Raw genomic sequence first — 23599 nt, 5'->3', positions numbered from 1 at the left:
CGTTAATAACAATTAAATTAAGTTTTTAAAATGCAAGCGGCTGTTTAATAGGTACATGATCGGTGTACCAATTGCCAGTACGACAAATTCCCCGATTGCACAGAACAACCAAGTTTCCCAGAAAGGAAGCTCCAAGGCCAGGTTTAGCTCGAAAGCGATGATGAACATTGTACATGTAAATAAAAATGTATTAATGATGAGACGAGCCCATACATTTTTGACGTATTTACAAATAAGAATGAAGATACCAAGCGTGATCATTGTATGACCAACACCAAAAATGAGATCCAAGACACCAATTGTTGAAAAGAGAGAATTGGAAATAAATACACCTAATACGACACCGACCATATAACGTGGATTAAAAGCAATCAGATGATTAAAAATTTCTGCAAGACGGAACTGTACCTGTCCGAAGCTGATTGCAGAAAACATCATTGTGACGACAATATAAAGCGCGGCGATAATGGCACTTGTCGCTAAAAACTTAACTTTCATATGAAAATCCTCCTAGTTTTTTTGCGTGGGATGGTTGCGAACCACGTGTTTTTAGCACAGAGTAATATTTTAATACAGGGAAGAGAGTGCGTCAAATTTCATAGAAAAAAGAAGTGGAGACAGGGGAAATTAATTTTTAGAAAATTGACAAAACGAATATATTTGATATAAAAATAACCTTTTTTTGTATCTTTGAGATTGAATATCAAAAAAATAACAATAAAAATAGGGAACCTCCAGTGCTTATAGTTCAGAAAATTCACAATGTTATTGACTATCTGACGATATGAATGTAAGATAGCGGTAAATTCACACTTTGGCAAGTTGAATCGGTAAAGCATAAAATAGAAAAGTAGTTCTAGGGGGGACTTGAGAATGGCATTTACATTAAAAAAGGCTTCATTTTTATCGGCAGCAGCGCTTACTTTTATGCTGGCTGGATGTGGGAGTGATTCAGATTCAGCAAACGATAAGGTAAAAACAGGATCAGCCGCAGAGGAAAAAGACACATATGTTATCGGCGTGACACAAATCGTGGAGCATCCTTCACTAGATGCGGCTTATGAAGGTTTTCAAAAGGCACTTGAAGATGCAGGACTTGAAGTGGAATATCAGTTTAATTCAGCAAGTGGAGACAGTAGTCAGACGGTTACCATTGCTCAAAAGTTAGTAAGTGACGGGGTCGATTTAATCTTCGCAAATTCTACACCATCTGCTCAGGCTGCCAAATCTGCCACATCTGATATTCCGATTGTTTTCACATCGGTAACAGATGCAGTCGGAGCAGAATTAGTGACTTCTATGGAGGCCCCGGGTGGAAACGTAACCGGAACAATTGACCTGCACCCTGACACAATTGCTAATACAGTCAAATTCTTAAAGGATGAGCTTGGTGCGAAAAAGGTAGGTACGGTGTATAACACAGGTGAACAAAATTCCATTGCGCAAGTCGAACAAGTAAAGAAAGCTCTTAAAGCGGAAGGAATTGAATTAGTGGAAGCAGCTGTATCAACATCAGCAGAAGTAAAACAGGCTACAGAATCATTGCTGGGTAAAGTTGATTCCTTATATATCCTTACAGACAATACAGTTGTATCTGCACTGGAATCAGTGATCGATGTGGCAAATGCCAATAAATTACCGTTAATGGTAGGAGAGATGGATTCCGTAGCACGCGGTGGTTTAGGCGCTTACGGATTTGAATATTATGATATCGGCTATGAAGCAGGGGAAAAGGCAGTCCAAATTCTGAAAGAAGGAAAATCGCCTGGAGAAATTCCGGCAACATACCCAGGTAATCTGAAATTAGTGATCAATAAAAAAGCAGCAGATAATCTAGGCCTTGAAGTGAAAGAATCTTGGAACGCAGAGATTAGTGAATAATAAACAGGAGATGATTCAATATGTTAGCTCTATTTGGTTCTGTTGAGCAAGGAATCATCTATGCAATTATGGCGCTCGGCGTGTATCTGACATTCCGGGTGCTGGATTTTCCGGATTTAACGGTTGATGGTAGCTTTGTGACGGGGGCAGCGACAGCAGCGATGATGATCGTGCTTGGCTATAACCCGCTCATTGCGACGTTAGCCGCAGTAATAGCTGGATTTATTGCAGGATGTATAACAGGGCTTTTACACACAAAGGGAAAAATAAATCCGCTATTATCAGGGATTTTAATGATGATTGCCTTGTATTCTATTAACTTGCGGATTATGGGCATGACACGTGAAGGCGGGGCCGGTGTATCAAACGTACCACTGCTAAATACAGATACGATTTTCACTATGTTCCAAAACTTCTGGGGCAGCCTTGGTATTGATGATACTATCAGCAACATGCTCCGGGAAATGGGCGTTGAGTCAGTACCTACAACATATGGTACTGTGTTAGTAGTCCTTATCATCACGATAATCATTAAGTTCATTGCAGATTGGTTTTTAAAGACGGAAGTCGGTCTGGCTATCCGAGCTACAGGTGACAATAAACGAATGATTCGTAGTTTTTCAGCCAATACAGATAGATTGATTATTTTGGGGCTGGGTCTTTCAAATGCACTCGTCGCTCTTGCAGGAGCACTTATTGCTCAATACTCAAAATTCTCCGATATTCAGATGGGAGTAGGAATGATTGTAATCGGGCTTGCTTCAGTTATTATCGGAGAAGCAATCTTTGGGACAAAAACGATTGTCCGTACTACTTTTGCTGTAGTAGCAGGAGCAGTTATTTACCGAATGATTTATGCCTTCGCGCTGCGTGTCGATTTCCTGGATACAGGAGACATGAAGCTGATCACAGCATTTATCGTTATTTTAGCATTAGTAGTACCGCAAATAATAGACAAACAGAAAGAGAAAAAACGCAAGGCGAAACGTATGGCAGAGCGCAATGCTGCACATATACCAGCGCCTGTAGAGCAAGGAGGCAATCCTCTTGCTTAAATTAGATAGAATCAACAAAATTTTTAACGAGGGTACTCCAGATGAAAAGATTGCCCTCGATAATATTAATCTCCGGCTGGCACCTGGTGATTTCGTTACAATCATCGGAAGTAACGGTGCTGGGAAATCTACAATGATGAATATGATTTCAGGTGCTCTTATGCCGGATTTTGGGTCAGTAACGATTGATAGTAATGATGTAACGCGTCTCCCAGAGTATAAGCGCGCACACTTTATCGGTCGCGTGTTTCAGGATCCTATGGCAGGAACAGCCCCGGCCATGACAATCGAGGAAAATCTTGCAATTGCCTACTCACGGAATCAAAAGCGTGGTCTTCGTTTTGGAGTGGATAAAAAAAGACGGGATTTCTTTCGGACATCTCTGGAGCGGCTTCATCTAAATCTAGAAAACCGCCTGACAGCGAAGGTTGGTCTTCTATCAGGGGGAGAACGCCAGGCATTAAGTTTATTGATGGCTACCTTTACGAAGCCGTCCATCCTTTTGCTGGATGAACATACAGCAGCACTTGACCCATCACGTGCTGATTTGATTACGAAGCTGACAAAAGAGCTTGTCGAAGCAGACAATCTGACAACGCTGATGGTCACGCATAATATGCAGCAGGCCCTAGATCTTGGGAATCGCTTGATTATGATGGATAAAGGTCAAATCATCCTGGAAGTCAGCGAAGATAAAAAGCCCGGCCTGACCATTCCGGATTTAATGACGGAGTTCGAGCATATACGCGGAGAAAAGATGAACTCAGACCGTGCGTTATTAGGGTAATAAAAAGAGCGTCCTATCTAGTAGGATGCTCTTTTTGTATGCAGTAATTGGCGAATAATGCGGAATGAGGGAAATGGAATAATTACCCGGGAAATAAATTTCGCCAAAATTTTCATTTTATACATTTTGAAGGTGCATTTAAATAGCTACCCAACTAATAGGAAAGGAGGAATAAATGATGACAGATACAGCGAGGAAGGTAAATGTACTTCAGTCGCCTATGCGTCGGGTGGTTCCGGAAATAGAACGGACTTATTCAAGATGAAAGCAGGTCATGCAGGAGAGCAGCAGGTCAGATGGCACTGATAGGATATGCATCTCGAAATAGAACATGCACTGTTCTATGATTTTACGATTCAGCTGGATAATGCTTTCTATCAATTGGATGTTTTATTTATATCGAAGTATTTTATCCTTATTGTAGAAGTGAAAAATATGGTAGGAGGAATCAGTTTTTGCGATTCCCGGCACCAATTTGTGAGAAAACGTGAAGACGGTGTGGAGGAAGGCTTTCGTAATCCACTTGATCGGGTCCGGCGGCATGTCCGAGCACTAAGCCAATTAATTGGAGCGGCTATACCAATTGAATATGCTGTTGTTTTCTAATACAAGAGGGGTTTTAAAAGATGTACCGGTAAATGAACCGGTATTTCATGTCAGCGGGCTTGAAAGGTATGTAAATAGCCTGCTTTCCCGCTATGAAATAAGTCTTGGCCGGCCGGAATTTGATGAATTAGTGCGGCAATTAAAAAGCATCCGGAAGGAGAATCTGTTTCAGCCAACTTTTGATAGCGGCATTGGAGGACTATTATTTACTTGTAGGGAGCTGGATGACAAATGCGGTGTTTCGAAAGGACGCAGGAGTCCAATCGACAGATTCAGCAAAATGGCTGCTATTATCCCTCAATGTTACATACGAAGGAGAAAAGAAAGGTCGTCGGTATCGGATTGCTGACTTATTTGAGAAGCAGTGATAAATTCTGCAAAACCGCTAATATCCTCCAGAAAACCGCTGATAAAAAAGGCCGAACGACAAAAAAACCCGTGCAGCCGATATGCACGGGAACATTTTCTATATTAGCAATCCAAAAAGTGTACTATCATTATTTACCTCTTTATATTCAAAACCGTTTGCCTTCATCCGTTCCAGAAGCTGTGGGTAGTCTGAACGGTTCAGTACTTCAATTCCAACAATGGCAGGGCCGCTTTCTTTATTGTTTTTCTTTGTATATTCGAAATGTGTAATATCATCTGTAGGCCCTAGCACCTCTGTCAGAAACTGACGAAGAGCACCAGCACGTTGCGGGAAATTGACAATGAAGTAATATAACAAGCCTTCATATAGTAGCGACTTTTCCTTAATCTCCTGCATCCGGCCAATATCGTTGTTTCCGCCTGAAATAATGAGTACAACAGATTTACCACGGATTTGATCTGCGTAAAAATCAAGCGCTGCTACAGGCAAAGCTCCTGCGGGCTCAGCCACAATAGCGTGTTTGTTATATAAATCCAAGATAGTCGTGCATACTTTTCCTTCAGGTACAGAGAGTATATCGTCCAAATAATACTGGCATATGTTATGCGTCTCCCTGCCGACACATTGGACAGCAGCACCATCTACAAATTTATCAATACTGTCAAGAGAGACTGGTTCTCCTTCTGATAAAGCTGCTTTCATGCTTGCTGCCCCCGCAGGCTCAACACCTACTACCCGTGTTTTAGGGGAGAGGTTTTTCACGTAAGCAGAGACCCCGGCCATTAAGCCGCCTCCCCCAATGCTTCCAAAAACAAAGTCAATTGGCTCTTCAATATCATTCATAATTTCTACAGCTACAGAGCCTTGACCGGCTATTACATCCAAGTCATCAAAAGGATGGATAAAAATCATCTCATGCTCATCACAGAAGGCGGTAGCACTGGCTGCCGAATCGTCGAATGTATCACCGGCGAGAATAATTTCCACATATTCACGGCCAAACATACGCACTTGGCCAATTTTTTGCTTCGGTGTAGTTTTGGGCATGAAGATTTTCGCTTGGATTTTCAAATGGGCGCATGCATAGGCAACTCCCTGGGCATGATTGCCGGCGCTTGCGCACACAACACCTTTTTCCCGAGCTTCGTCTTCAATTTTCTTTATTTTATAATAAGCGCCGCGCAGCTTGAATGATCGGACATGCTGCAAATCTTCACGCTTAAGGTAAATAGCCGCGCCGTATTTCTCGGACAAATAATCATTTTTTTGAAGCGGGGTATGCACCACAACATCCTTTAGAAAATGATGGGCAATCAGCACATTTTCTACCGCCAAGGTTTTAACTTGAGCAACTTCTTCCATCTATATGTAACCTCCATATTAAAAAACATTGCCTCATTTTATCATAAAATTCAGAAAAATATACGGCTGAACGAATATTATTCTAAAAATTCAATAAATGTTCATAATGAAAGCGCTGTATTTACTCTTTTTAAGAAAAGGCGGTCTACTATGGAGCATACTTATTATTACTTAGGCTGTTGAAAGTATCTATATATAGTAAATGGGATGGCTGGAGTATAGCAGCTTTTCTATGGTCTCGATGTAGCAGTATAACTTCCCATTACTATAATGAAGAAAGGCTATCTAAAAACGTGATGGAAGATGAGATATAAAAAACAACTTGGCTGCTATTAACTTCTTACAACGTAGCATATCAATGCGGGCTTTTCCGGTTTTTAGGCAAGGTTAAATTTCAGGGGAGAGAGGGAATAGAAAGTGTTGTATGCGGCTGCAAATATAGTGAGGGAAAAAGGCCCTTCTTATTTGAACAAAATAAAGAATGGAAGGAGAAAGCGTCAGAAGTTATAGGAGGGATTTTGCATAAGCTGCACGGGTATAATAGCAGTAATTTATTAAGAAGTGCTGATAGACTATTTTCTAAAGCGCAGCACCAAAGAAGAGAGAAACGATGCTTGTAGCACCAATAGAATGAAGGAAAAGCTTAAATTACTCGACCAAGTAATTTAGCTGCTAGTAATTTATAAATTGCTGGTTTTAACAGCGGATATATACTACTATTTAAATACGCTTCATTAAGTAACTTTAGCGAAATATAAGGTGGGATTCAATTTGGATGTTATTAATCAAATTTTAGACACGTATGCCATGTTTTTCGATTGGCATATGTGGGGTGAAGTACTGACAGACCCTGTTTCATGGGGACTTATCTTTTCCTTAGTAATCATTGAGGGGCTGCTCTCAGCTGATAACGCGCTTGTTTTGGCGATTCTCGTTAAACACTTACCGGAAAAACAACGTAAAAAGGCATTGCTTTACGGACTGATTGGTGCCTATGTTTTCCGTTTCATATTTATCGGTATTGGTGTCTATCTCGTTAAGTTCTGGTTTATTAAGTTATTAGGTGGTCTATACTTGGCCTGGATCTGTATTTCCCACTTTCTTCAAAAATCTGGTGATGACGAGGAAGGGAAGGAATTCAACAAAAAGAGCTGGCTTGTACGAGTATTTGGTGTTTTCTGGGCAACAGTTGTTTCAGTTGAACTGATGGACGTTGCCTTCTCAGTAGACTCTATTTTAGCGGCATTCGCTATTTCAGATAAGGTATGGGTACTGCTTATCGGCGGAATGATCGGAATCTTGATGATGCGTACGATCGCGGGTATTTTTGTTACGTTGATCGATAAGATTCCGGAGCTGGAAACAACAGCTTTCATCCTTATTGGTATCATTGCAATCAAAATGCTACTGAGCATCGTTGGAATCGAGATTTCTCATTACTTATTCTTTGCCATTTTAATAGCGGCATTTGCTGTCACAATACTCATCCATTATGCGAATAAGGGAAAAGGACGTACATCATAATGGCAAGGGGCAGGCTTCTAGGAAGCCGCCCTTTTTTCTTGGAGGGAGAAGTTGTAAAAAAATTCAGACGCTAGCAGAGCGATTCATACTATTGATGTGCAAAATAAAGTATAATTTAAATGTATTTGCTAAATAAAAGAGGTGAGGCTAGTGATTATATTTCAACCGCTCGATTATACTGACCCGTCAGCACAGCAATGGGAGAGTATCATTACGCAGCCGTTAGCATCGAGACCCGACTATACTAAAAGTGATTCCACATTCCGGTACACAAGAATTGCGCAGGTTATGCTCGGTATTTTTGATGATGAGCATAATATGAAGGAATATTTATATAATCTAAAATCATTACCTGTTGGCTGGTCCTTATTATTCGATTCTTTACCGAAGGCAATTGAACCTGAAACAAGGACAGAAATTGTAAATATCCTACAAATACATAAACAGTCGCCGCTATCCATCAATCGAATGCTGGCTTTTTTCACGGCGCGGCAATTACTGCCTTTGACAACTACGCCATATAAGCAGCATATCGTGCAGACATTTAAAAGCTGGCTGGAGCTGATGGACAAAAAGTATCCTAAATTATCACACCCTAATCTTCAGCGTATATTCCTGGATTTAGTGAAATGGTCAAAGCACTACTTCCCCCTATGGATGCAGGAGGCTCCATTTGAGGAGAAGATGCCTAAAATTCTTTGGTATGGGCCGATGAAGGAAAGTGAGGCGTATTTCGTTTATTTTCTTTATTTGTTTGGCTGCGATATTGTAGTTTTCGATCCGACAGGGGAGAATCCATTAGAGAAATACGGGCTTTTCGGCATTCCGACAACAAGGCTTGCATCTACAAGTACGCTGTTTGACTTCCCCCATGAAAAGCCGCTTCAAGTACAGACAGTGACAGCACGTACTTATGAAACAATGAAGCAAAACTTCTATGAGTCTTCTAAACTCAATTATCCGTGGAAATATCTCGATCATGAAACGCGGGCAATCATGCTGAATACTACGTACGATGAGATGTTTATTGTCACCGAAGCAAAAATGGAACATCGTGAAGGGTTCGATGCCGATGAAGAGCATGTGTATCTTCCAGTTCTTTTTGGAAAAATAGACGGGGTGGCAGCAAACAGGCAGGAATATAAAGACCAGCTGGAACGCTTGAAAGAAAACCCGCTGACGCAAATCGTCCATACATTTCCATTAATTGAACCGCAGCGGGCCAATATGCAGTATTATGTTCAGGATGCCAGTACGAATGGAGAATTGGACGCTGAGAAAATGATCCAGATGCGTAATTGGCCATACAAAGAGCTGCCGGCAGCAAACCAGCGAAACATAGCGAAGACAATCATTCGTTTAATCGATTTGCAAATCGTGGAGCGGCTTCCCCATGAGTCAGATGTCGACTATAAGGGATATATTATGGGGCAGCTCTTCAAACTGCAAGAGGAGACGCTCCGGCTTTACCGTCAATTTGACTATAGCTACGAGAATCCGAAATATGTCCTATTTATTGAAGAAGATGCAAAGATGCAGCGGGGAGATGCTGTGTTATTAGTCTTTTTGGCATTTTTAGGGTTTGACGTTTTTATTTTCTCACCAGGCGGCAGTACAAATATTGAGCTCTTCTTAACTGAACCAATCATAATGACACACAGATTGGAAAAAATGGAGTTCCATCTTACATTAAAAGATATTTTACATGAAAAAAAAGAAGCGAAAGAGAGTAAACGTCTTTCACTGAAAAACATTTTTGATCGTATGAAACGCAGGGACTTTTAAAAAGTGGAGCATTTTTTGGAAATGCGAAATTGGAAATGGTACTATTTAGTTGTTAGATAATTTGAACGAAAGGAAGTGTGTCCGATTGGTAATAAATCTGCAAAAAGGCCAGCGTGTTGACTTAACAAAAGGTAACGCTGGACTAAGCAAAATCGTTGTTGGACTCGGATGGGATCCAGTTGAACAGAAAAGCAGCGGCGGCGGTTTTTTAGGCGGTCTTTTCGGCGGTGGCGGTAGTTCAAAACCTAATATTGACTGTGATGCATCTGTTTTGATGCTGCAAAACGATAAACTTGCCCGCCAGGAGGATGTTGTCTACTTCGGCAGAAAAACAAGTACGTGCGGGTCGGTTGTTCATTCAGGAGATAATTTAACAGGTGACGGCGACGGTGATGATGAAGTCATTACAATTGACCTAAATGCTGTGCCGGCGCAGTTTAATAAATTAGTGTTTGTTGTGAATATTTATGAGGCGCAAAGCCGTCAGCAGCATTTCGGTATGATCCGCAATGCATACATCCGTGTGCTTGAGCCAGGCACGAACAATGAGTTGATTCGTTATAATTTATCTGAGGATTACCAAAATCAAACAGCCCTTATTACAGGGGAGATTTACCGTCATAATAATGAATGGAAATTTGGCGCAACAGGTACCGGTACGCAGGATAAAAAACTTGGCGAAGTTTGTGCCCGATTTACATAATTAAAAGGGGGAATTATAAAATGGTAGTTTCATTAGCAAAAGGTCAAAAAGTGGATTTAACAAAAACAAATCCAGGTTTGCAAAAAGTGATGATTGGTTTAGGGTGGGATACAAACAAGTATGACGGTGGACACGACTTCGACCTAGATACTTCTATTTTCCTGCTGGATGAAACAGGAAAAGTAAAAGACCCAAGCGATTTTGTTTTCTATAACAATACAACAGGCGGGAATGGTTCGGTTGTCCACTCGGGTGATAACTTGACAGGTGATGGCGACGGTGATGACGAAGTAGTATACGTTACATTGAATGAAGTACCGGCTGCTATCCAAAAAATTACTTTCACTGTAACAATCCATGATGCAGAAAGCCGTAATCAAAATTTCGGCATGGTATCGAATGCCTTTATCCGTATCGTTAATGATGCAAATGGTCAGGAATTAATCCGTTATGACTTAGGGGAAGATTTCTCTATTGAAACAGCCCTTGTAGTAGGCGAGCTATACCGTCATGGTGCGGAATGGAAATTCTCTGCAATTGGTTCAGGCTACCAAGGTGGCCTTGCAGCTTTATGTAATGACTTTGGTTTACAGGTAGGGTAAGAGGAGGATTCGTATGGCGATTCAATTAAGCAAAGGGCAACGTATTGACCTGACAAAAAACGATCCCTCCCTACAACGAATCATCATTGGTTTAGGCTGGGATGTAAAGAATTTCGACGGTGGCCAGGACTTTGACTTGGATGCCTCTGCCTTTCTGCTAGGGGCAGATGGAAAATGCCGTAATGATCTGGATTTTATCTTTTATAATAATTTGCAAAGCACAGATGGTTCCGTTACTCATACAGGCGATAACCGTACGGGTGAGGGAGATGGAGACGATGAGCAGATTAAAGTCGATCTATCAAAAGTTCCGCAGTCTGTAGATCGTATAGCTATTACTGTAACGATCCATGATGCAGAGGCACGCCGCCAAAACTTTGGCCAAATCACCAATGCATTTGTACGTTTGATAAATGAAGATACGAATAATGAAGTGCTTCGTTTTGATTTAGGTGAAGATTTCTCCATCGAAACAGCAGTTGTGTTCTGCGAGTTATATCGTCACAATCAGGATTGGAAATTTAATGCGGTCGGATCCGGTTACCAAGGCGGGTTGGCTGCTTTGGTCCAAGCGTACGGCTTATCAGTATAATAAACGTTTCATTCTATTTACTTTAATAAAGTACAAAGGAGGCCGTTCCGAAAGGGGGCGGCTTTTTCTTTTCAAATGGAGGTTTTATATGCGTTTTTTTATGGGGTTACCCCACGAGGAACTAGCGTCTATTTTTTATAAACAGCCTACTCTTTTTTCAAAAAATACCTCTAAGGAGTACCTTGCTTATTGCTTAGGCGCCACTCTTTATATGCCCGCTACAAAGCCACGGATTGCACAGGATTTAATAATGAAAAAGTTTCCTAACTTAACATCGGTTGTTATCGATTTGGAAGATGCGGTAGGAGATCTGCATGTAACAGCGGCTTTAAACAATTTATATGAAACCTTTGAAGTATTGGCTGCAGCTATTGAGCAGGGGGCAGTGACCCACGAGGAACTGCCGTTATTGTTTGTGCGCCCGCGTAATCCCGAACTATTGCAGGAGGTAACCGCCTTGCTTGGCCCACTGCAGCACTATTTGACGGGCTATGTATTCCCGAAATTCTCAGTGTATAATGCCGATGCCTATTTGGGGGAACTGTCGGAGCAAAGAGCAAAGGGCTATTCGCTTTATGGGATGCCGATTCTGGAAACGAGCGATATTTTGTATAAAGAAAAGCGGCATGAGGCCCTGTTGATAATCAGAGAAAAACTAGTACAGCATTATGATGCGATTTTAAATGTCCGCATTGGCACAACCGATTTCTCGGGATTATATGGAATCCGCCGTACATTGCAGACAAGCCTTTATGATATTGTCATCGTAAGAGATTGCTTAGCGGATATTTTAAATATCTTTGGCAGAAATGAGCATCCGTTTGTTCTTTCCGGCAGCGTATGGGAATATTTTGATTCGCCCGCTCCCCATCATTATGAAGGAGGCAGTATGCTGACGAAAAAAATAACAGCTACTACTGAAGGGTTAATTAAAGAGATACAATTGGACCGGCTGAATGGATTAATCGGAAAAACCATTATTCATCCAACTCATATCAATGTAGTAAATGCCATGCATGTAGTGACACATGAAGAATACTTAGATGCACTGGATGTTATGGGAAATCAGCAAGGTACAGTAGGCGTCCAGAAAAGCGAATATGCAAATAAGATGAATGAAATGAAGCCTCACTACGAGTGGGCAAGAAAGATACTTATCCGAGCAGAGGTATATGGCGTATTTCATCCACAGCGCCAATTTGACGACTTACTATAGGAGGCGGTTCATATGTACTCAGTATTGGAAAAACTATATGTAAATACGACAATGCGGGAAAATCCTTACCATTTTGATCGTACTGTACTCTTTGATGTAGCGGCACGTATTAACAAAAAACGCCCATTTTTATTCGTCAGCAAAGTACTAGGAAAACACTTGGCAGTGCAGCCGCAGATTCCGCTCCTTACAGGTGCTCTTTTGGCCATGCGCTTTGCAGAAGTGGCATTCCAGCAAAAGCATCCGCATACTGAGGAAGCTGTTCACGCCATTAAAACGAAAAAAAATTTAGAGATAGTAGAACAAATTTGGGAGCGACCGATTGCGCTGCCTAATAAGCACCTTATTATCGGCTTTGCGGAAACAGCGACAGCATTAGGGCATGCCTTCTTCCGGGCGTGTAATGATCAGGCATCCTATATTCATACAACCCGGGAAGAAATTTGCGGCATGGCCCCAATTATCCGGTTTGAAGAGGAGCATTCCCATGCCACGAGCCACCGGGTATATACCGAAAATAAACAGCTATTTATGGAACACAAACATATTATTTTAGTAGATGATGAGATTTCCACAGGGAAAACGAATTTGAACATTATAGATCAATTGAAAAATGCCTATCCCCATCTTGCACATTTCACGGTCATTTCAATTTTGGACTGGCGTAATAACGGCCAACGTGCAGCCTATGAGGAAAAGGCTGAACATCTTGGTATTACATTGAATGTAATATCGCTGATGGCTGGGGAAATGAATGTAGAAGGTTCTGTAGAAGGTGAAGAGGAGCCTGTAAAAAAGAATGCTCGATCAATAGCGGTTGAACAGATAGAGGACACACTGCCATCTATCTTCCCTTACCATTCCTTTAGTGAAGACGGCTCGATCTGCAGAGAACCTTATTATGCAGGAACAGGGCGCTTTGGCATTACAAAAGAAGAAGAATGTCGCGCTGAGCAGGAGTTTAAGGCATTGAGCACTCGGATCAGGTCAAAGCGCAGAGGGGGAGAAACTCTCGTCATCGGTACAGGTGAATGCATGTATGTACCGATGCGTATTGCTTCCTGCCTTGGTGAAGATGTTTATTTCCAATCCACGACCCGCAGTCCGATTTACTCGCATGAGGACACATTAATTTATAATAAATTTCAGTTTGAAAGCCCGGAAAATGCCGGTGTTACAAACTACTTATATAATATTCCAGAAGGACGCTATGAGGAGATTATCATTGTTCTGGAGCGCTTAGCCAGCAAGAAGGGTCTTGAAGAGCTCCTTGCTTCTTTAAGTACGGTGGGCGCAAAAAGGATGACAGTAGTAAAGCTGACGAAGGGCACATCTTTACCGGATATGAAATCCAGCTATAGAAAGGAAGATGTAACATTCCTGCTGCGCGACATCAGCCATATTAAAATGGAAAAAAGCACAGAGGAACGTGAACGATTAATTCAGCAAGGAACGCATTATGCGGAAATGCTGCCGATTGAGTTTCAGCCAAATGAACAATATATGAGGCTTTACTATGAAACTCTTCATCGTTATGCTGCTCGTATTGCAATAGCTATCGGCATTGTCGCTGAAAAAATCATTGCAGGCAAAAGGCTTGAAGATGTTATACTTGTGAGCCTTGCACGTGCAGGCACGCCGGTCGGCATTCTAATTAAACGCTATTATGAGTATAAATATAAAGTAAATGTGCCTCACTACTCAGTTTCTATTATCCGTGGCCGTGGAATAGATGAGACGGCCCTTCTCCATATTGTGGAGCATCATCCACAAGGGTATATTCAGTTTATTGATGGATGGACGGGAAAAGGCGCCATCACGAAGGAATTGATAAAGGCATGTGAAGCTTTTAATAAAAAGTATAATAGACAGCTGGATGCTACGCTTGCTGTTTTGGCAGACCCAGGCCATTGTGCTGGTATTTACGGGACAAGAGATGATTTTTTAATTCCGTCAGCCTGTCTTAACTCGACTGTTTCGGGTCTTGTGAGTCGGACGATCCTGAATGCTGAATTTTTGGAAGAAGGAGATTTCCACGGGGCAAAGTTTTATGATGACTTGATTGATGTGGATGTATCAAACGATTACATTGAAAAAATTGTATCAAACTTTGCCTCAACCGAGCAGGACGTGTGGGAAGCTCTTGAATCAGCTGCAGATGAGCCTCCGACATGGAAAGGGCTGGAATCGGTCGAGAATATCAAAGAAGACTTTGCTATTACAAATAGTAATTACATTAAACCGGGCGTTGGAGAAACGACAAGAGTGCTTCTGCGTCGCATTCCGTGGAAAATACTTGTCAACCCGGATTTCGATCAGGATCTGCAGCATATCTATTTATTAGCCGAGGAACGCGGAGTGCCGGTGGAAACTTATAAAAATATGAGTTATTCATGCTGCGGTCTTATTAAGGAGATGGAAAAATGAACGTATTCACTACAGATTTAGACAGAACCTTCATCTTCTCGGAGCGTACGGTAAACAGGTTGGCAGAAGAGCTTGTATGTATCGAGCAGTGGGAAGGGAGAGATCTTTCTTTTGTATCTAAAGCATTGCTTGATTATGTAATAAATATTGAGGAAGATACGCTGATCATTCCAGTCACAACAAGGGCGCTGCACCAATATGAACGTATTACATTATTCACCGATTCGTATAAACCTTCCTACGCTATTGCTGCGAATGGGGGAGTTGTTATGAAAAATGGCAGACGGGACGAGGAATGGGATGAAATATTGAAGCAGCGGCTGCAGGATAGTATTTCTTTCCAAGATATGGCCCTTATGTTTGAGAAACAGTGGCAGCATAAGATGTTCCGCCGTATTGCAACAGCGGATGGGCTATTTTATGTGCTGATGCTTGAGGAAGAGGATGTAGACAGAGCATACCTGGTAGAGCTTCAGCAGGAGATGCGAAAAGTCGGCTGGAGCAGCTACGTGAACGGCCGGAAGTTTTATGTACTGCCGAAGCCTTTGACAAAAGAACAAGCCGTCGAATATATATTGAAAGATATTCCTTATAAAACGCATTATGCAGCGGGAGATTCCATTATGGATTTAGGAATGCTGGAAATGGCGGATGTGGCTTTTACACCGATGCATGGTGAGCTTTATAAACAGCAGAGGGATACCCTGAAGGCAACCGTTGTATATGAAGAAGGAGTGCGTTTTACAGAGATGGTTATAGGAGAAATCTGCGGAAAAACAATTGTAAAATAGCATGCAGCTAATTAGTTAAAGGGTTGGAAGCTTCGAGTTATACAAATTACCTGAACAATCGTGACCACAGCTGTGAAAAGCTAAAGAGATACGACTGTACTTATCGAATAGGGGTGGAGAAATGGTAAATTTAAATAAAATCGAACTAACGAAAAAAGGACAATCGATCAATCTTGAAAAGAAAAATGCGAAAATCGGTCGGATTACTGTCAATCTGAACTGGAATCAGCAGGTTCAAAAACCGAGCGGCGGCTTTTTGTCCTCGTTATTCGGCGGTAAAAATAATGGTACTGATCTAGATTTAGGCTGTTTATTTGAATTGAAGAACGGGGACAAGGGTTGTGTGCAGGCACTGGGGAATTCCTTTGGCAACTATCAAAACTGGCCTTACATCGAGCTGGATGGGGATGATCGTACAGGGTCAATCAGCAACGGGGAAAACCTTCGTATCAATGGTGATTTTCTTAAGGAAATTAAACGTATCGTTATTTTCACCTTTATCTACCAAGGAGTCACAAACTGGGCCCAGGCGGATGGTGTTGTAACTCTTTCCTATGAAGGCGGTCAGGATATTATCGTACGACTTGATGAGCACCGTTCCGACCGGAGAATGTGTGCCATTGCGCTGATTGAAAATGTAAATGATGAGACATTTAAGGTAGAACGGCTTGTTGAGTATTTCAATGGACATGAGAATCTGGACCGGGCATATGGCTGGGGAATGAACTGGACACCGGGAAGGAAATAACGAAGAAAAAAGTTCGAGCAGTTAGTCGCTCGAACCTTTTACTTAGAATATAAATGGATGGAAGCCGCTGCAGAGGTAAAGTTCCTGCATGTATAGGCGGCTTTTCTTTTAGAATAAAATATGAGCAATCACGGCAACGATTGGAATAGAGATGATCGTGCGGACAAGGAAAATAATAAATAGATCCCAAAGCTTGATTGGAAGCTTTGTCCCTAAAATTAAACCGCCGACTTCTGACATATAGATTAATTGCGTCACTGAGACAGTAGCGATAAAGAAACGAGTTAAGTCTGACTCGATGCCAGACCCTAAAATAGAAGGCAGAAGCATATCGGCAAATCCGACAATCATTGTTTGAGCTGCTTCTCCAGCCTCTGGGATTTGCAGAAGCGCTAAAATCGGCTCGAATGGCATGCCTAAAATTTCGAAGAAGCTTGTGAATTCAGCAAGCACTAATGCAATCGTACCGAACGCCATAATAACAGGTGTTACAGCAAACCACATTTCCAATACGTTTTTAAAACCACCGCTAATGATTTTTGCCAGATTTTTATTGGATTCCGCTTTTGATAAAGCGTTATGCAAACCAAAAGTGAAGCTATTGAAATGATCTGGTACATCCTCAAAGTTTTCCGGAAGTTTTGATCCGTCAATCAGCGTATCAGCCTTTCCTCGTAATGGGAAAATACGAGGCATGATGAATGCCAAAAGAAGGCCTACTAAAATAACCGAACCGTAAAATTCCAAGAAATAATCATTTAAATTAACTGTTTCTAATACAACAAGACAGAAGGTAATAGATACGACCGAGAAGGTAGTGGCAATGACTGCTGCTTCACGTCCTGTATAGTTTTTGTCTTCGTATTGCTTAGCTGTTAATAATACACCAATTGTTCCGTCTCCTACCCAAGATGCTAAACAGTCAATTGCTGCACGGCCAGGGATTTTAAAGATCGGGCGCATAATTTTTACCATCATGGATCCGAAGAATTCAAGCAGACCGAAGTCCGTCAATAATGGCAGCAAGAGTCCGGCAAATAAGAAGAGCGTGAACATTAATGTGACTAAACCGCCGTCCGGTGCTATTAATACCCCGGCCGTATCGTCGGAAATAAAGCTTTCAGGTCCCACCTGAAATAAATACATCCCTGCAAAAATAACGGCCAAAACACGCATACTTGTCCAAAACCAATGAACGCGGAATAGAGCATCTAGCAATGTACGGGGGCCTTTCTGTGGAATCATATGCATCACAATCGAACCAAGTGCTGCGATAATGAATACGCCAAAGGCAAACCAATGAATAACAGGGGTAACTTTTCCTCCAAGCCAGTTTGCTAATATAGCAATCGGCACTTTTAATCCATTATCCGTTGTAATCGGCGTAATGAATAGGAATATGCCAATCACTGATAACACAAGAAAAAGAAACCACGTATAAGCGGAGAATTTCTTCATGTATAGTAACCTCTTTATCTTTAAAGTTGAATATTTATACACTATATATTCTTTATATACAATTGTCTACTGTTTTTCGCAAAGACGAACTATTCAGATAATAATAATGAATACGATTTGTATACACTGTTAGAAAATACTGGATAGACATAGGGAAGATACTAATGAGAAAGCAATAATAAGCCTGTTCATATCATCTAAAGAGTAGATCTGAAAAGTGAATAAAATGTATAAAAAAACGTATAATCGTATAGAGAAAAAGCGGACATATAAATGCCCGCTCATAAAAACAATTATAAAGATGCACTATTAATGGATTGGTCTATTTCATCTTCGTGCTGTATAAGATAGAACTTTTCAACATTCAGCCAGCTTTCGCTCATTGGTTGTCCTTCTTCTACACGTTTTGTCGTCTCTGCCATCATCCAGGCAGTCTGCGATGCGTGAGCCTGCAGTGCTTTTAGCTTATCCAGCTTCACGGTGCTGACATCGACATTAATAGTTGCTTCACCCATTTTCTCCACTGTGTCGTTTGCAAAAGCTACTCCCCAGATTTTCGGGCGTTGCTCTTTTGGCATGCGGCGAACAGCTTCCACTACTGCCCGCGCTGTAGCTTCATGGTCAGGGTGTACAGCGAAGCCCGGGAAAAACGTGAAAATTAGTGATGGGTTTAGCTCCTCGATCAAATCACTTACCATCTTTACCATCTTTTCATCATCTTCGAATTCAACCGTCTTGTCGCGTAGCCCCATCATACGCAAGTCTTTTATGCCCATTGCTTCTACAGCAGCCTTCAGCTCCGCACGTCGGATTTCAGGCAGGGATTCTCGTGTTGCAAACGGAGGGTTCCCTAGATTACGGCCCATTTCACCGAGTGTAAGGCAAGCGTATGTAACGGGCACGCCCATATTTGCATATAAGCGAACTGATCCTGCACATGAGAATGCTTCATCATCCGGATGAGGGAATACGAGTAAAATTTGACGTTCTTGTTCTAATATCATCATCCTTCACTCCTTTTAATATGAAAACGGCGTTTCACTAATTTCCAGTGCAATTGCCAGCTTTCCTGTATAGTCTAATCCGGCCATCAGCAGCCGGCCACGCTCATCAAGCTCAAAATGCGTGATCCCCTGGGCATATACCCAGCCGTGTTCCATTTTCAGGCCTACTCGGTGAGGGGCATCCCCTACAACTTTCCCTAGCTCATATCGTATACGTGCGTTGCGTATAAAGGCGCCCGCGTTAAATACATTTTCATTAAAATGAGTGGCATAGGCGCCATTTGTTGTTTCCAGATGAATATATACATCCTTGTTCGCAAAAGAATTAAGCAACTCCTGGAGTTCTTTTACCTCTACTTCCTTCACTCTTAACTCTCCTTTCGAATCTGTTTAACTATAAGTATAGTCAAAAGCCTTGAAAGGTGGGTAGTGAAAAGGCGTGAGAGATGTAAAATTTCTACTGAATGGCCGGTTTTGCAGGTGGAAGTTGGGGGAATAGACTTCTTTTAGAGTCTTCAAAAAATAGGCACAGAAAAGGCTATCCGATAAATTTGTGCTTTATCAGATAGCCTTGAGTCTTCCTTATATTAAACGTTCGTTACTGTTACTTTAGGAGCGCCAAAGCGTGGTTTCGCACCGTGCATAACAGGTCCTACATATTCGTTTAATGCCCAGCCGTGCTGGATAGCAGCGGCAACGAATTCCTTCGCTTCGATTACTGCTTCCTCCACCGATAGACCATTGGCAAGGTTTGCGCAAACGCTTGCAGCAAATGTACAGCCGGCTCCATGGTTATACGTAGAAGCTATTTTTTCAGTTTCAAGCAGCTTGAATTCTGATCCATTATAGAAAAGGTCAACCGCTTTTTCTGTCGGAAGCGCTTTTCCTCCTTTAATGACTACATTTTTTGCCCCTAATTCATGAATTTTTGCAGCTGCAGCTTTCATTTCGTCAATTGTTTTCGGTGTACCTGTTCCAGCCAGCTGTCCCGCCTCAAAAAGATTTGGTGTAACGACTGTTGCATATGGAAGCAAATATTCAATCATAGCAGTTGTATTGCCGGGATTTAATACTTCATCTTCCCCTTTACAAACCATTACAGGATCAATTACGACTTTATCTGTACCGGATTGTTGGATAGCGTCACTTGCAATTTTAATAATCTCTTCAGATGCAAGCATTCCTGTTTTTACTGCATCAACACCTGTAGATAATGCTGTTTTGATCTGCTGCTGCAGTACCTCTGTTGGTAATGCATATACACCATGGCTCCATGAATTGTCCGGATCCATTGTGACAACGACTGTCAATGCAGTCATTCCATATGTTCCATGCTCCTGAAATGCCTTCAAATCAGCTTGGATTCCTGCGCCGCCGGAAGTATCAGAGCCTGCAATTGTTAATGTTTTTTTTAATGTCATAGCTGATTCTCTCCTTGTGTAAAATTCCATGATATATTGACTATGAGTATACACATATCCTGACTTTCGCGAAATGGTCAGAAATCGAAAATTTTATATGGTCAGTTGTGCGATTTGCTTGCTTAAAGTCAGTCTACCCACTACGTTTAAGAAAGAGGTGATGTAGGATGAAAAAAGTTTTTGATAATGAATGGCAGCATATTCTGGAAGATGAATTTGAAAAACCGTATTTTCAAAATTTGAGGTCATTTGTAGCAGAGGAATACAGCAAAGCAACGGTCTACCCGCCAAAAGAAGATGTCATGAACGCCATGCAGGCAACCGATTTTCCCGATGTAAAAGTGGTGATCTTGGGACAGGATCCGTACCACGGCCCGAATCAGGCACACGGAATGAGCTTTTCAGTCAAGCCAGGCGTTAAGCAGCCGCCGAGTTTGCGCAATATGCTTAAGGAACTTCAGGATGATATGGGATGCACTATTCCAAAGGACGGCTATTTAATGAAGTGGGCCAAGCAGGGGGTCTTGCTGTTAAATACAGTGCTGACTGTCCGTGCTGGCGAAGCGAATTCCCATAAAGGAAAAGGGTGGGAGCAGTTTACGGACACGATTATCACAAAGCTGGCGGAGAGGGAGGATCCAATTATTTTTGTACTGTGGGGCAAGCCGGCCCAGGCAAAAAAAGCGATAATTGCCCGGCATCCTCAGCATGCTATATTAGAAGCACCACATCCAAGTCCATTAAGTGCCCACAGAGGATTTTTTGGTAGCAAGCCCTATTCAAAAATCAATGCACAGCTTACAGCTTGGGGCAAGGAGCCAATCGACTGGCAGCTGTAAGGAAAGGTCCTTTTCTCTCGCTTTAAAACATGGTAAAGTGGTGATGAAAGCGAGGGAACATGATGAGAGTTAATTGTTTTAAATGTGCGTATTTTAAAGTGACATGGGACCCGGCAAACCCGCGCGGATGCCAAGCATACGGATTTAAAACAAAACAGCTTCCTTCTATCGTCGTAAAGCAATCATCCGGCATGGATTGTATGAAGTTTGTATCAAAGGAGGGACAGCTATGATTTCTTACGATGCGGTGCTTGCCCAAATGGAGCAGCTTGTTCGACATGCTAAAAATACACATAATGAGCAGCATATGCGCGAACAGCTGACAGCGGTCAAGGCATTATGCGAAGTCGTTCTTGGACAGGCTGGCAGCATGCCGCAGCATGTGGTAACAGCCGCACAGGCGGTCCCGCTGCAGAAAAACCAGCATACGCTCATACAACAAACAGCTTCTTCTGACAGGCTGGATGAGCCGGATGCGAATGGTGATTCGATCTTTGATTTTTAAAATAGTAGTACTGAGCTGGTAAATTGCTTATTGATTAGGGTATTTTGAAACCCTAAAAAAGGTCTCTAAAGGGCAACATGCTGAGCTTAACAGAGAGCTTATTTACATGAAAGCGATAGGCTGGCAGTGACTGAATGAAAGAGGTTTCATTATGAAAGGATCAATTATTTCTGGTGCAGTTCACGGATTTTTGGCTGTAGCGCTCGGTGCATTTGGTGCACATGCGCTTAAAAACGTGCTGGATGATTACAGCCAAGGTATTTGGGATACAGCGGTTCAGTATCAAATGTTTCATGCCGCAGGGCTGTTGCTGATCGGCATTTTGATGAGCGCGAAGTTATTCGGGGAAACAAAACAGTTAAAAATAGCAATGATTTGCTTCAATTTAGGAATCATTTTCTTCTCCGGTAGTCTTTATACGCTGGCTTTAACGGATATCGGTATATTCGGGGCCATTACACCAATTGGCGGCGTGCTCTTCCTGATCAGCTGGGTATTAGTTATTGTTTCAACCGTAAAAGCCGCAAAATAATATATGACCCTTGTTTTCTTTTACTAGAAGGAAAGCAAGGGTCATTTTATATGCACTTGCTGATAATGCCATAAAGACGATGATATAATCACTTAGAGGGAGATGATTAACATGGAACGATTATTTTTATTGTTGGAAAAAAACTATGAAGAAATGGTTGCAATCCGCCGATATTTACATGAAAGACCGGAGCTGTCTTTTGAGGAAGTACATACACCGGCGTACATTGCCAATTTCTATCGTGAATTGGGATTGGAAGTACGAGAAGGTGTAGGTAAGCGGGGAGTAGTGGCAACGCTGCGCGGTGGAAAGCCTGGTAAGACAGTGGGCTTACGCGCTGATTTTGACGCTCTTGCCATTCAAGAATTAAATGACATTCCTTATAAATCAAAAAATGATGGAGTGATGCATGCTTGCGGCCATGATGGTCATACAGCAACTTTATTGATTTTGGCACGATGCCTTACAGAAATGCGCGAAGAACTGGCAGGCAATATAGTCTTTATCCATCAGCATGCAGAAGAACTAGCGCCTGGCGGGGCAAAGGCAATGATTGAAGATGGCTGTTTAGAAGGGGTAGATGTGATTTTTGGTACCCATCTTTGGGCACCTACTCCGCTCGGTACTGTGTTAGTAAGGGAAGGCGCCATTATGGCGGCAGCTGACCGGTTTGAAATTGTAATTCAAGGAAAAGGCGGTCACGGGGCAGAGCCGCATCATGCGATTGATGCCGTAGTGACAGGTGCGCAGTTTGTGACACAGCTACAGACACTTATATCACGCCGCGTTAACCCATTAAATCCGGCGGTAATTTCCGTAGGGCATTTTGAAGCAATCAACCCCTTTAATGTAATTGCCGATACAGTAAAGCTGGCAGGAACGGTTCGTACATTTGAGGAAGAGGTGCGTGAACAAATTATAGAGGAACTGGAGCTTCTCTTGAAATCTGTCTGTTTAGGTGCAGGCGCAACCTATACTTATAATTATTACCGTGGATATCCGCCAGTTGTGAATCATCCGCAGGAGACAGCATTTGTAGCTGAAATTGCGCGGGATATCCCGGAAGTCGATCATGTGAAGACTTGTGAGCCCTTTATGATTGGAGAGGATTTTGCTTATTATATGGAGCACGTACCAGGTACATTTTTCTTCACCGGAGCAAAAGACCCTTGTTGGGAAACAGCCTATCCGCATCACCATGCAAGATTTAATTTTGATGAACGGGCAATGCTGATTGCTGCCAAAACATTAGGAAACGCGACTTTGCAATTTTTACAAAAAAATCGATAGAAATTTGATAAAGTGTCTATCAGCAAAGTGAAATATATGTCGAAGAATGACAGAAAATACTCTTTTACGTGAATCTCCTCGAAAGGAAATCCGATATAAAA

General features: G+C 42.0%; 25 protein-coding genes, 1 pseudogene and 1 riboswitch. Of the genes and pseudogenes, 20 read left to right on the top strand and 6 right to left on the bottom strand.

The features are described 5' to 3' along the window. Positions 1-12: 12 nt before the first annotated feature. Entirely contained in the window at positions 13-498 is a 486-nt protein-coding gene (locus BOD01S_RS13875; RefSeq protein ID WP_036153205.1) for a QueT transporter family protein, read from the bottom strand. A 6-nt stretch (positions 499-504) separates the two neighbouring features. Beyond that, positions 505-549: riboswitch (PreQ1 riboswitch) on the bottom strand. Between the two features lie 324 nt (positions 550-873). On the opposite strand from BOD01S_RS13875, the gene BOD01S_RS13870 reads away from it, so the two are divergent. From BOD01S_RS13870 to BOD01S_RS23560, 5 genes are all read left to right on the top strand, one after another. Further along, positions 874-1881: an ABC transporter substrate-binding protein gene (locus BOD01S_RS13870; protein ID WP_036153202.1), complete on the top strand. Its 1008-nt coding sequence runs from the start codon at positions 874-876 to the stop codon at positions 1879-1881. A 20-nt stretch (positions 1882-1901) separates the two neighbouring features. Then, entirely contained in the window at positions 1902-2936 is a 1035-nt protein-coding gene (locus tag BOD01S_RS13865; protein ID WP_036153200.1) for an ABC transporter permease, read from the top strand. Continuing rightward, complete coding sequence (locus BOD01S_RS13860) at positions 2929-3723, top strand: ABC transporter ATP-binding protein (RefSeq protein WP_036153198.1); 795 nt, start codon at positions 2929-2931, stop codon at positions 3721-3723. The genes BOD01S_RS13865 and BOD01S_RS13860 overlap by 8 nt, the downstream gene beginning before the upstream one ends. 312 nt (positions 3724-4035) lie before the next feature. Beyond that, positions 4036-4329 carry a nuclease-related domain-containing protein gene (locus BOD01S_RS13850; RefSeq protein ID WP_036153193.1) on the top strand — a complete coding sequence of 98 codons (294 nt, stop codon included), beginning with the start codon at positions 4036-4038 and terminating at the stop codon, positions 4327-4329. A 179-nt stretch (positions 4330-4508) separates the two neighbouring features. Next, positions 4509-4697 carry a hypothetical protein gene (locus BOD01S_RS23560; RefSeq protein ID WP_036153190.1) on the top strand — a complete coding sequence of 63 codons (189 nt, stop codon included), beginning with the start codon at positions 4509-4511 and terminating at the stop codon, positions 4695-4697. Positions 4698-4795: 98 nt separating this feature from the next. Here BOD01S_RS23560 and ilvA read toward each other — a convergent pair whose 3' ends face one another. Continuing rightward, positions 4796-6061, bottom strand: a complete 1266-nt coding sequence (ilvA, locus tag BOD01S_RS13840) for a threonine ammonia-lyase IlvA (RefSeq protein ID WP_036153188.1) — start codon at positions 6059-6061, stop codon at positions 4796-4798. 807 nt (positions 6062-6868) lie between these two features. Between ilvA and BOD01S_RS13835 the strand changes: the two genes are divergently transcribed. The 10 genes and pseudogenes from BOD01S_RS13835 (at position 6869) to BOD01S_RS13795 (ending at position 16449) form a co-directional block, all read left to right on the top strand. Next, a complete protein-coding gene (locus BOD01S_RS13835) occupies positions 6869-7585 on the top strand; it encodes a TerC family protein (protein ID WP_407656003.1) in 717 nt (238 codons plus the stop codon). Between the two features lie 150 nt (positions 7586-7735). Next, positions 7736-9370 carry a YceG family protein gene (locus BOD01S_RS13830; RefSeq protein WP_036153177.1) on the top strand — a complete coding sequence of 545 codons (1635 nt, stop codon included), beginning with the start codon at positions 7736-7738 and terminating at the stop codon, positions 9368-9370. Between the two features lie 85 nt (positions 9371-9455). Then, positions 9456-10073, top strand: a complete 618-nt coding sequence (locus tag BOD01S_RS13825; RefSeq protein WP_036153174.1) for a TerD family protein — start codon at positions 9456-9458, stop codon at positions 10071-10073. A 20-nt stretch (positions 10074-10093) separates the two neighbouring features. Then, positions 10094-10675: a TerD family protein gene (locus tag BOD01S_RS13820; protein WP_036153171.1), complete on the top strand. Its 582-nt coding sequence runs from the start codon at positions 10094-10096 to the stop codon at positions 10673-10675. 13 nt (positions 10676-10688) lie between these two features. Then, the gene (locus BOD01S_RS13815; protein ID WP_036153169.1) at positions 10689-11267 is read left to right on the top strand and encodes a TerD family protein; all 579 of its coding nucleotides are present in this window, start codon (positions 10689-10691) and stop codon (positions 11265-11267) included. Positions 11268-11355: 88 nt separating this feature from the next. Then, a complete protein-coding gene (locus BOD01S_RS13810; RefSeq protein ID WP_036153167.1) occupies positions 11356-12483 on the top strand; it encodes an HpcH/HpaI aldolase/citrate lyase family protein in 1128 nt (375 codons plus the stop codon). Positions 12484-12495: 12 nt separating this feature from the next. Beyond that, a pseudogene (locus BOD01S_RS23725) lies at positions 12496-13752 on the top strand (phosphoribosyltransferase family protein); the annotation flags it as partial. 33 nt (positions 13753-13785) lie between these two features. Continuing rightward, positions 13786-14910: a cysteine protease StiP family protein gene (locus tag BOD01S_RS23720; protein ID WP_052124789.1), complete on the top strand. Its 1125-nt coding sequence runs from the start codon at positions 13786-13788 to the stop codon at positions 14908-14910. Then, on the top strand, positions 14907-15701 hold the full coding sequence (locus BOD01S_RS13800) for an HAD family hydrolase (RefSeq protein ID WP_052124779.1): 795 nt from the start codon (positions 14907-14909) through the stop codon (positions 15699-15701). Before BOD01S_RS23720 ends, BOD01S_RS13800 begins: the two co-directional genes overlap by 4 nt. A 121-nt stretch (positions 15702-15822) precedes the next feature. Next, positions 15823-16449, top strand: a complete 627-nt coding sequence (locus BOD01S_RS13795) for a TerD family protein (RefSeq protein WP_036153166.1) — start codon at positions 15823-15825, stop codon at positions 16447-16449. Positions 16450-16557: 108 nt separating this feature from the next. Here BOD01S_RS13795 and BOD01S_RS13790 read toward each other — a convergent pair whose 3' ends face one another. From BOD01S_RS13790 to thiD, 4 genes are all read right to left on the bottom strand, one after another. Then, positions 16558-17907: a YjiH family protein gene (locus BOD01S_RS13790; RefSeq protein ID WP_036153164.1), complete on the bottom strand. Its 1350-nt coding sequence runs from the start codon at positions 17905-17907 to the stop codon at positions 16558-16560. A 293-nt stretch (positions 17908-18200) separates the two neighbouring features. Further along, on the bottom strand, positions 18201-18911 hold the full coding sequence (gene bshB2, locus BOD01S_RS13785) for a bacillithiol biosynthesis deacetylase BshB2 (protein WP_036153162.1): 711 nt from the start codon (positions 18909-18911) through the stop codon (positions 18201-18203). 15 nt (positions 18912-18926) lie between these two features. After that, complete coding sequence (locus BOD01S_RS13780; RefSeq protein ID WP_036153160.1) at positions 18927-19277, bottom strand: YojF family protein; 351 nt, start codon at positions 19275-19277, stop codon at positions 18927-18929. A 221-nt stretch (positions 19278-19498) separates the two neighbouring features. Beyond that, on the bottom strand, positions 19499-20332 hold the full coding sequence (gene thiD / locus BOD01S_RS13775) for a bifunctional hydroxymethylpyrimidine kinase/phosphomethylpyrimidine kinase (protein WP_036153158.1): 834 nt from the start codon (positions 20330-20332) through the stop codon (positions 19499-19501). A gap of 167 nt (positions 20333-20499) precedes the next feature. On the opposite strand from thiD, the gene BOD01S_RS13770 reads away from it, so the two are divergent. The 5 genes from BOD01S_RS13770 (at position 20500) to BOD01S_RS13750 (ending at position 23498) form a co-directional block, all read left to right on the top strand. Next, the gene (locus BOD01S_RS13770) at positions 20500-21171 is read left to right on the top strand and encodes a uracil-DNA glycosylase (RefSeq protein WP_036153156.1); all 672 of its coding nucleotides are present in this window, start codon (positions 20500-20502) and stop codon (positions 21169-21171) included. Between the two features lie 62 nt (positions 21172-21233). Continuing rightward, positions 21234-21404 (top strand): hypothetical protein, encoded by a 171-nt coding sequence (locus tag BOD01S_RS13765; protein ID WP_036153154.1) that lies wholly within the window; start codon positions 21234-21236, stop codon positions 21402-21404. Next, entirely contained in the window at positions 21401-21676 is a 276-nt protein-coding gene (locus BOD01S_RS13760) for a YwdI family protein (protein ID WP_036153152.1), read from the top strand. The genes BOD01S_RS13765 and BOD01S_RS13760 overlap by 4 nt, the downstream gene beginning before the upstream one ends. Before the next feature lie 151 nt (positions 21677-21827). Beyond that, positions 21828-22208: a DUF423 domain-containing protein gene (locus BOD01S_RS13755; protein WP_036153150.1), complete on the top strand. Its 381-nt coding sequence runs from the start codon at positions 21828-21830 to the stop codon at positions 22206-22208. A 111-nt stretch (positions 22209-22319) separates the two neighbouring features. Beyond that, positions 22320-23498: a M20 family metallopeptidase gene (locus BOD01S_RS13750; RefSeq protein ID WP_036153148.1), complete on the top strand. Its 1179-nt coding sequence runs from the start codon at positions 22320-22322 to the stop codon at positions 23496-23498. The last annotated feature ends 101 nt before the right edge of the window (positions 23499-23599 follow it).

Source organism: Lysinibacillus odysseyi 34hs-1 = NBRC 100172 (genome assembly GCF_001591965.1).
Taxonomy (GTDB): Bacteria; Bacillota; Bacilli; order Bacillales_A; family Planococcaceae; genus Lysinibacillus_B; species Lysinibacillus_B odysseyi.
This window is presented reverse-complemented; position numbering and strand designations above follow the sequence as displayed.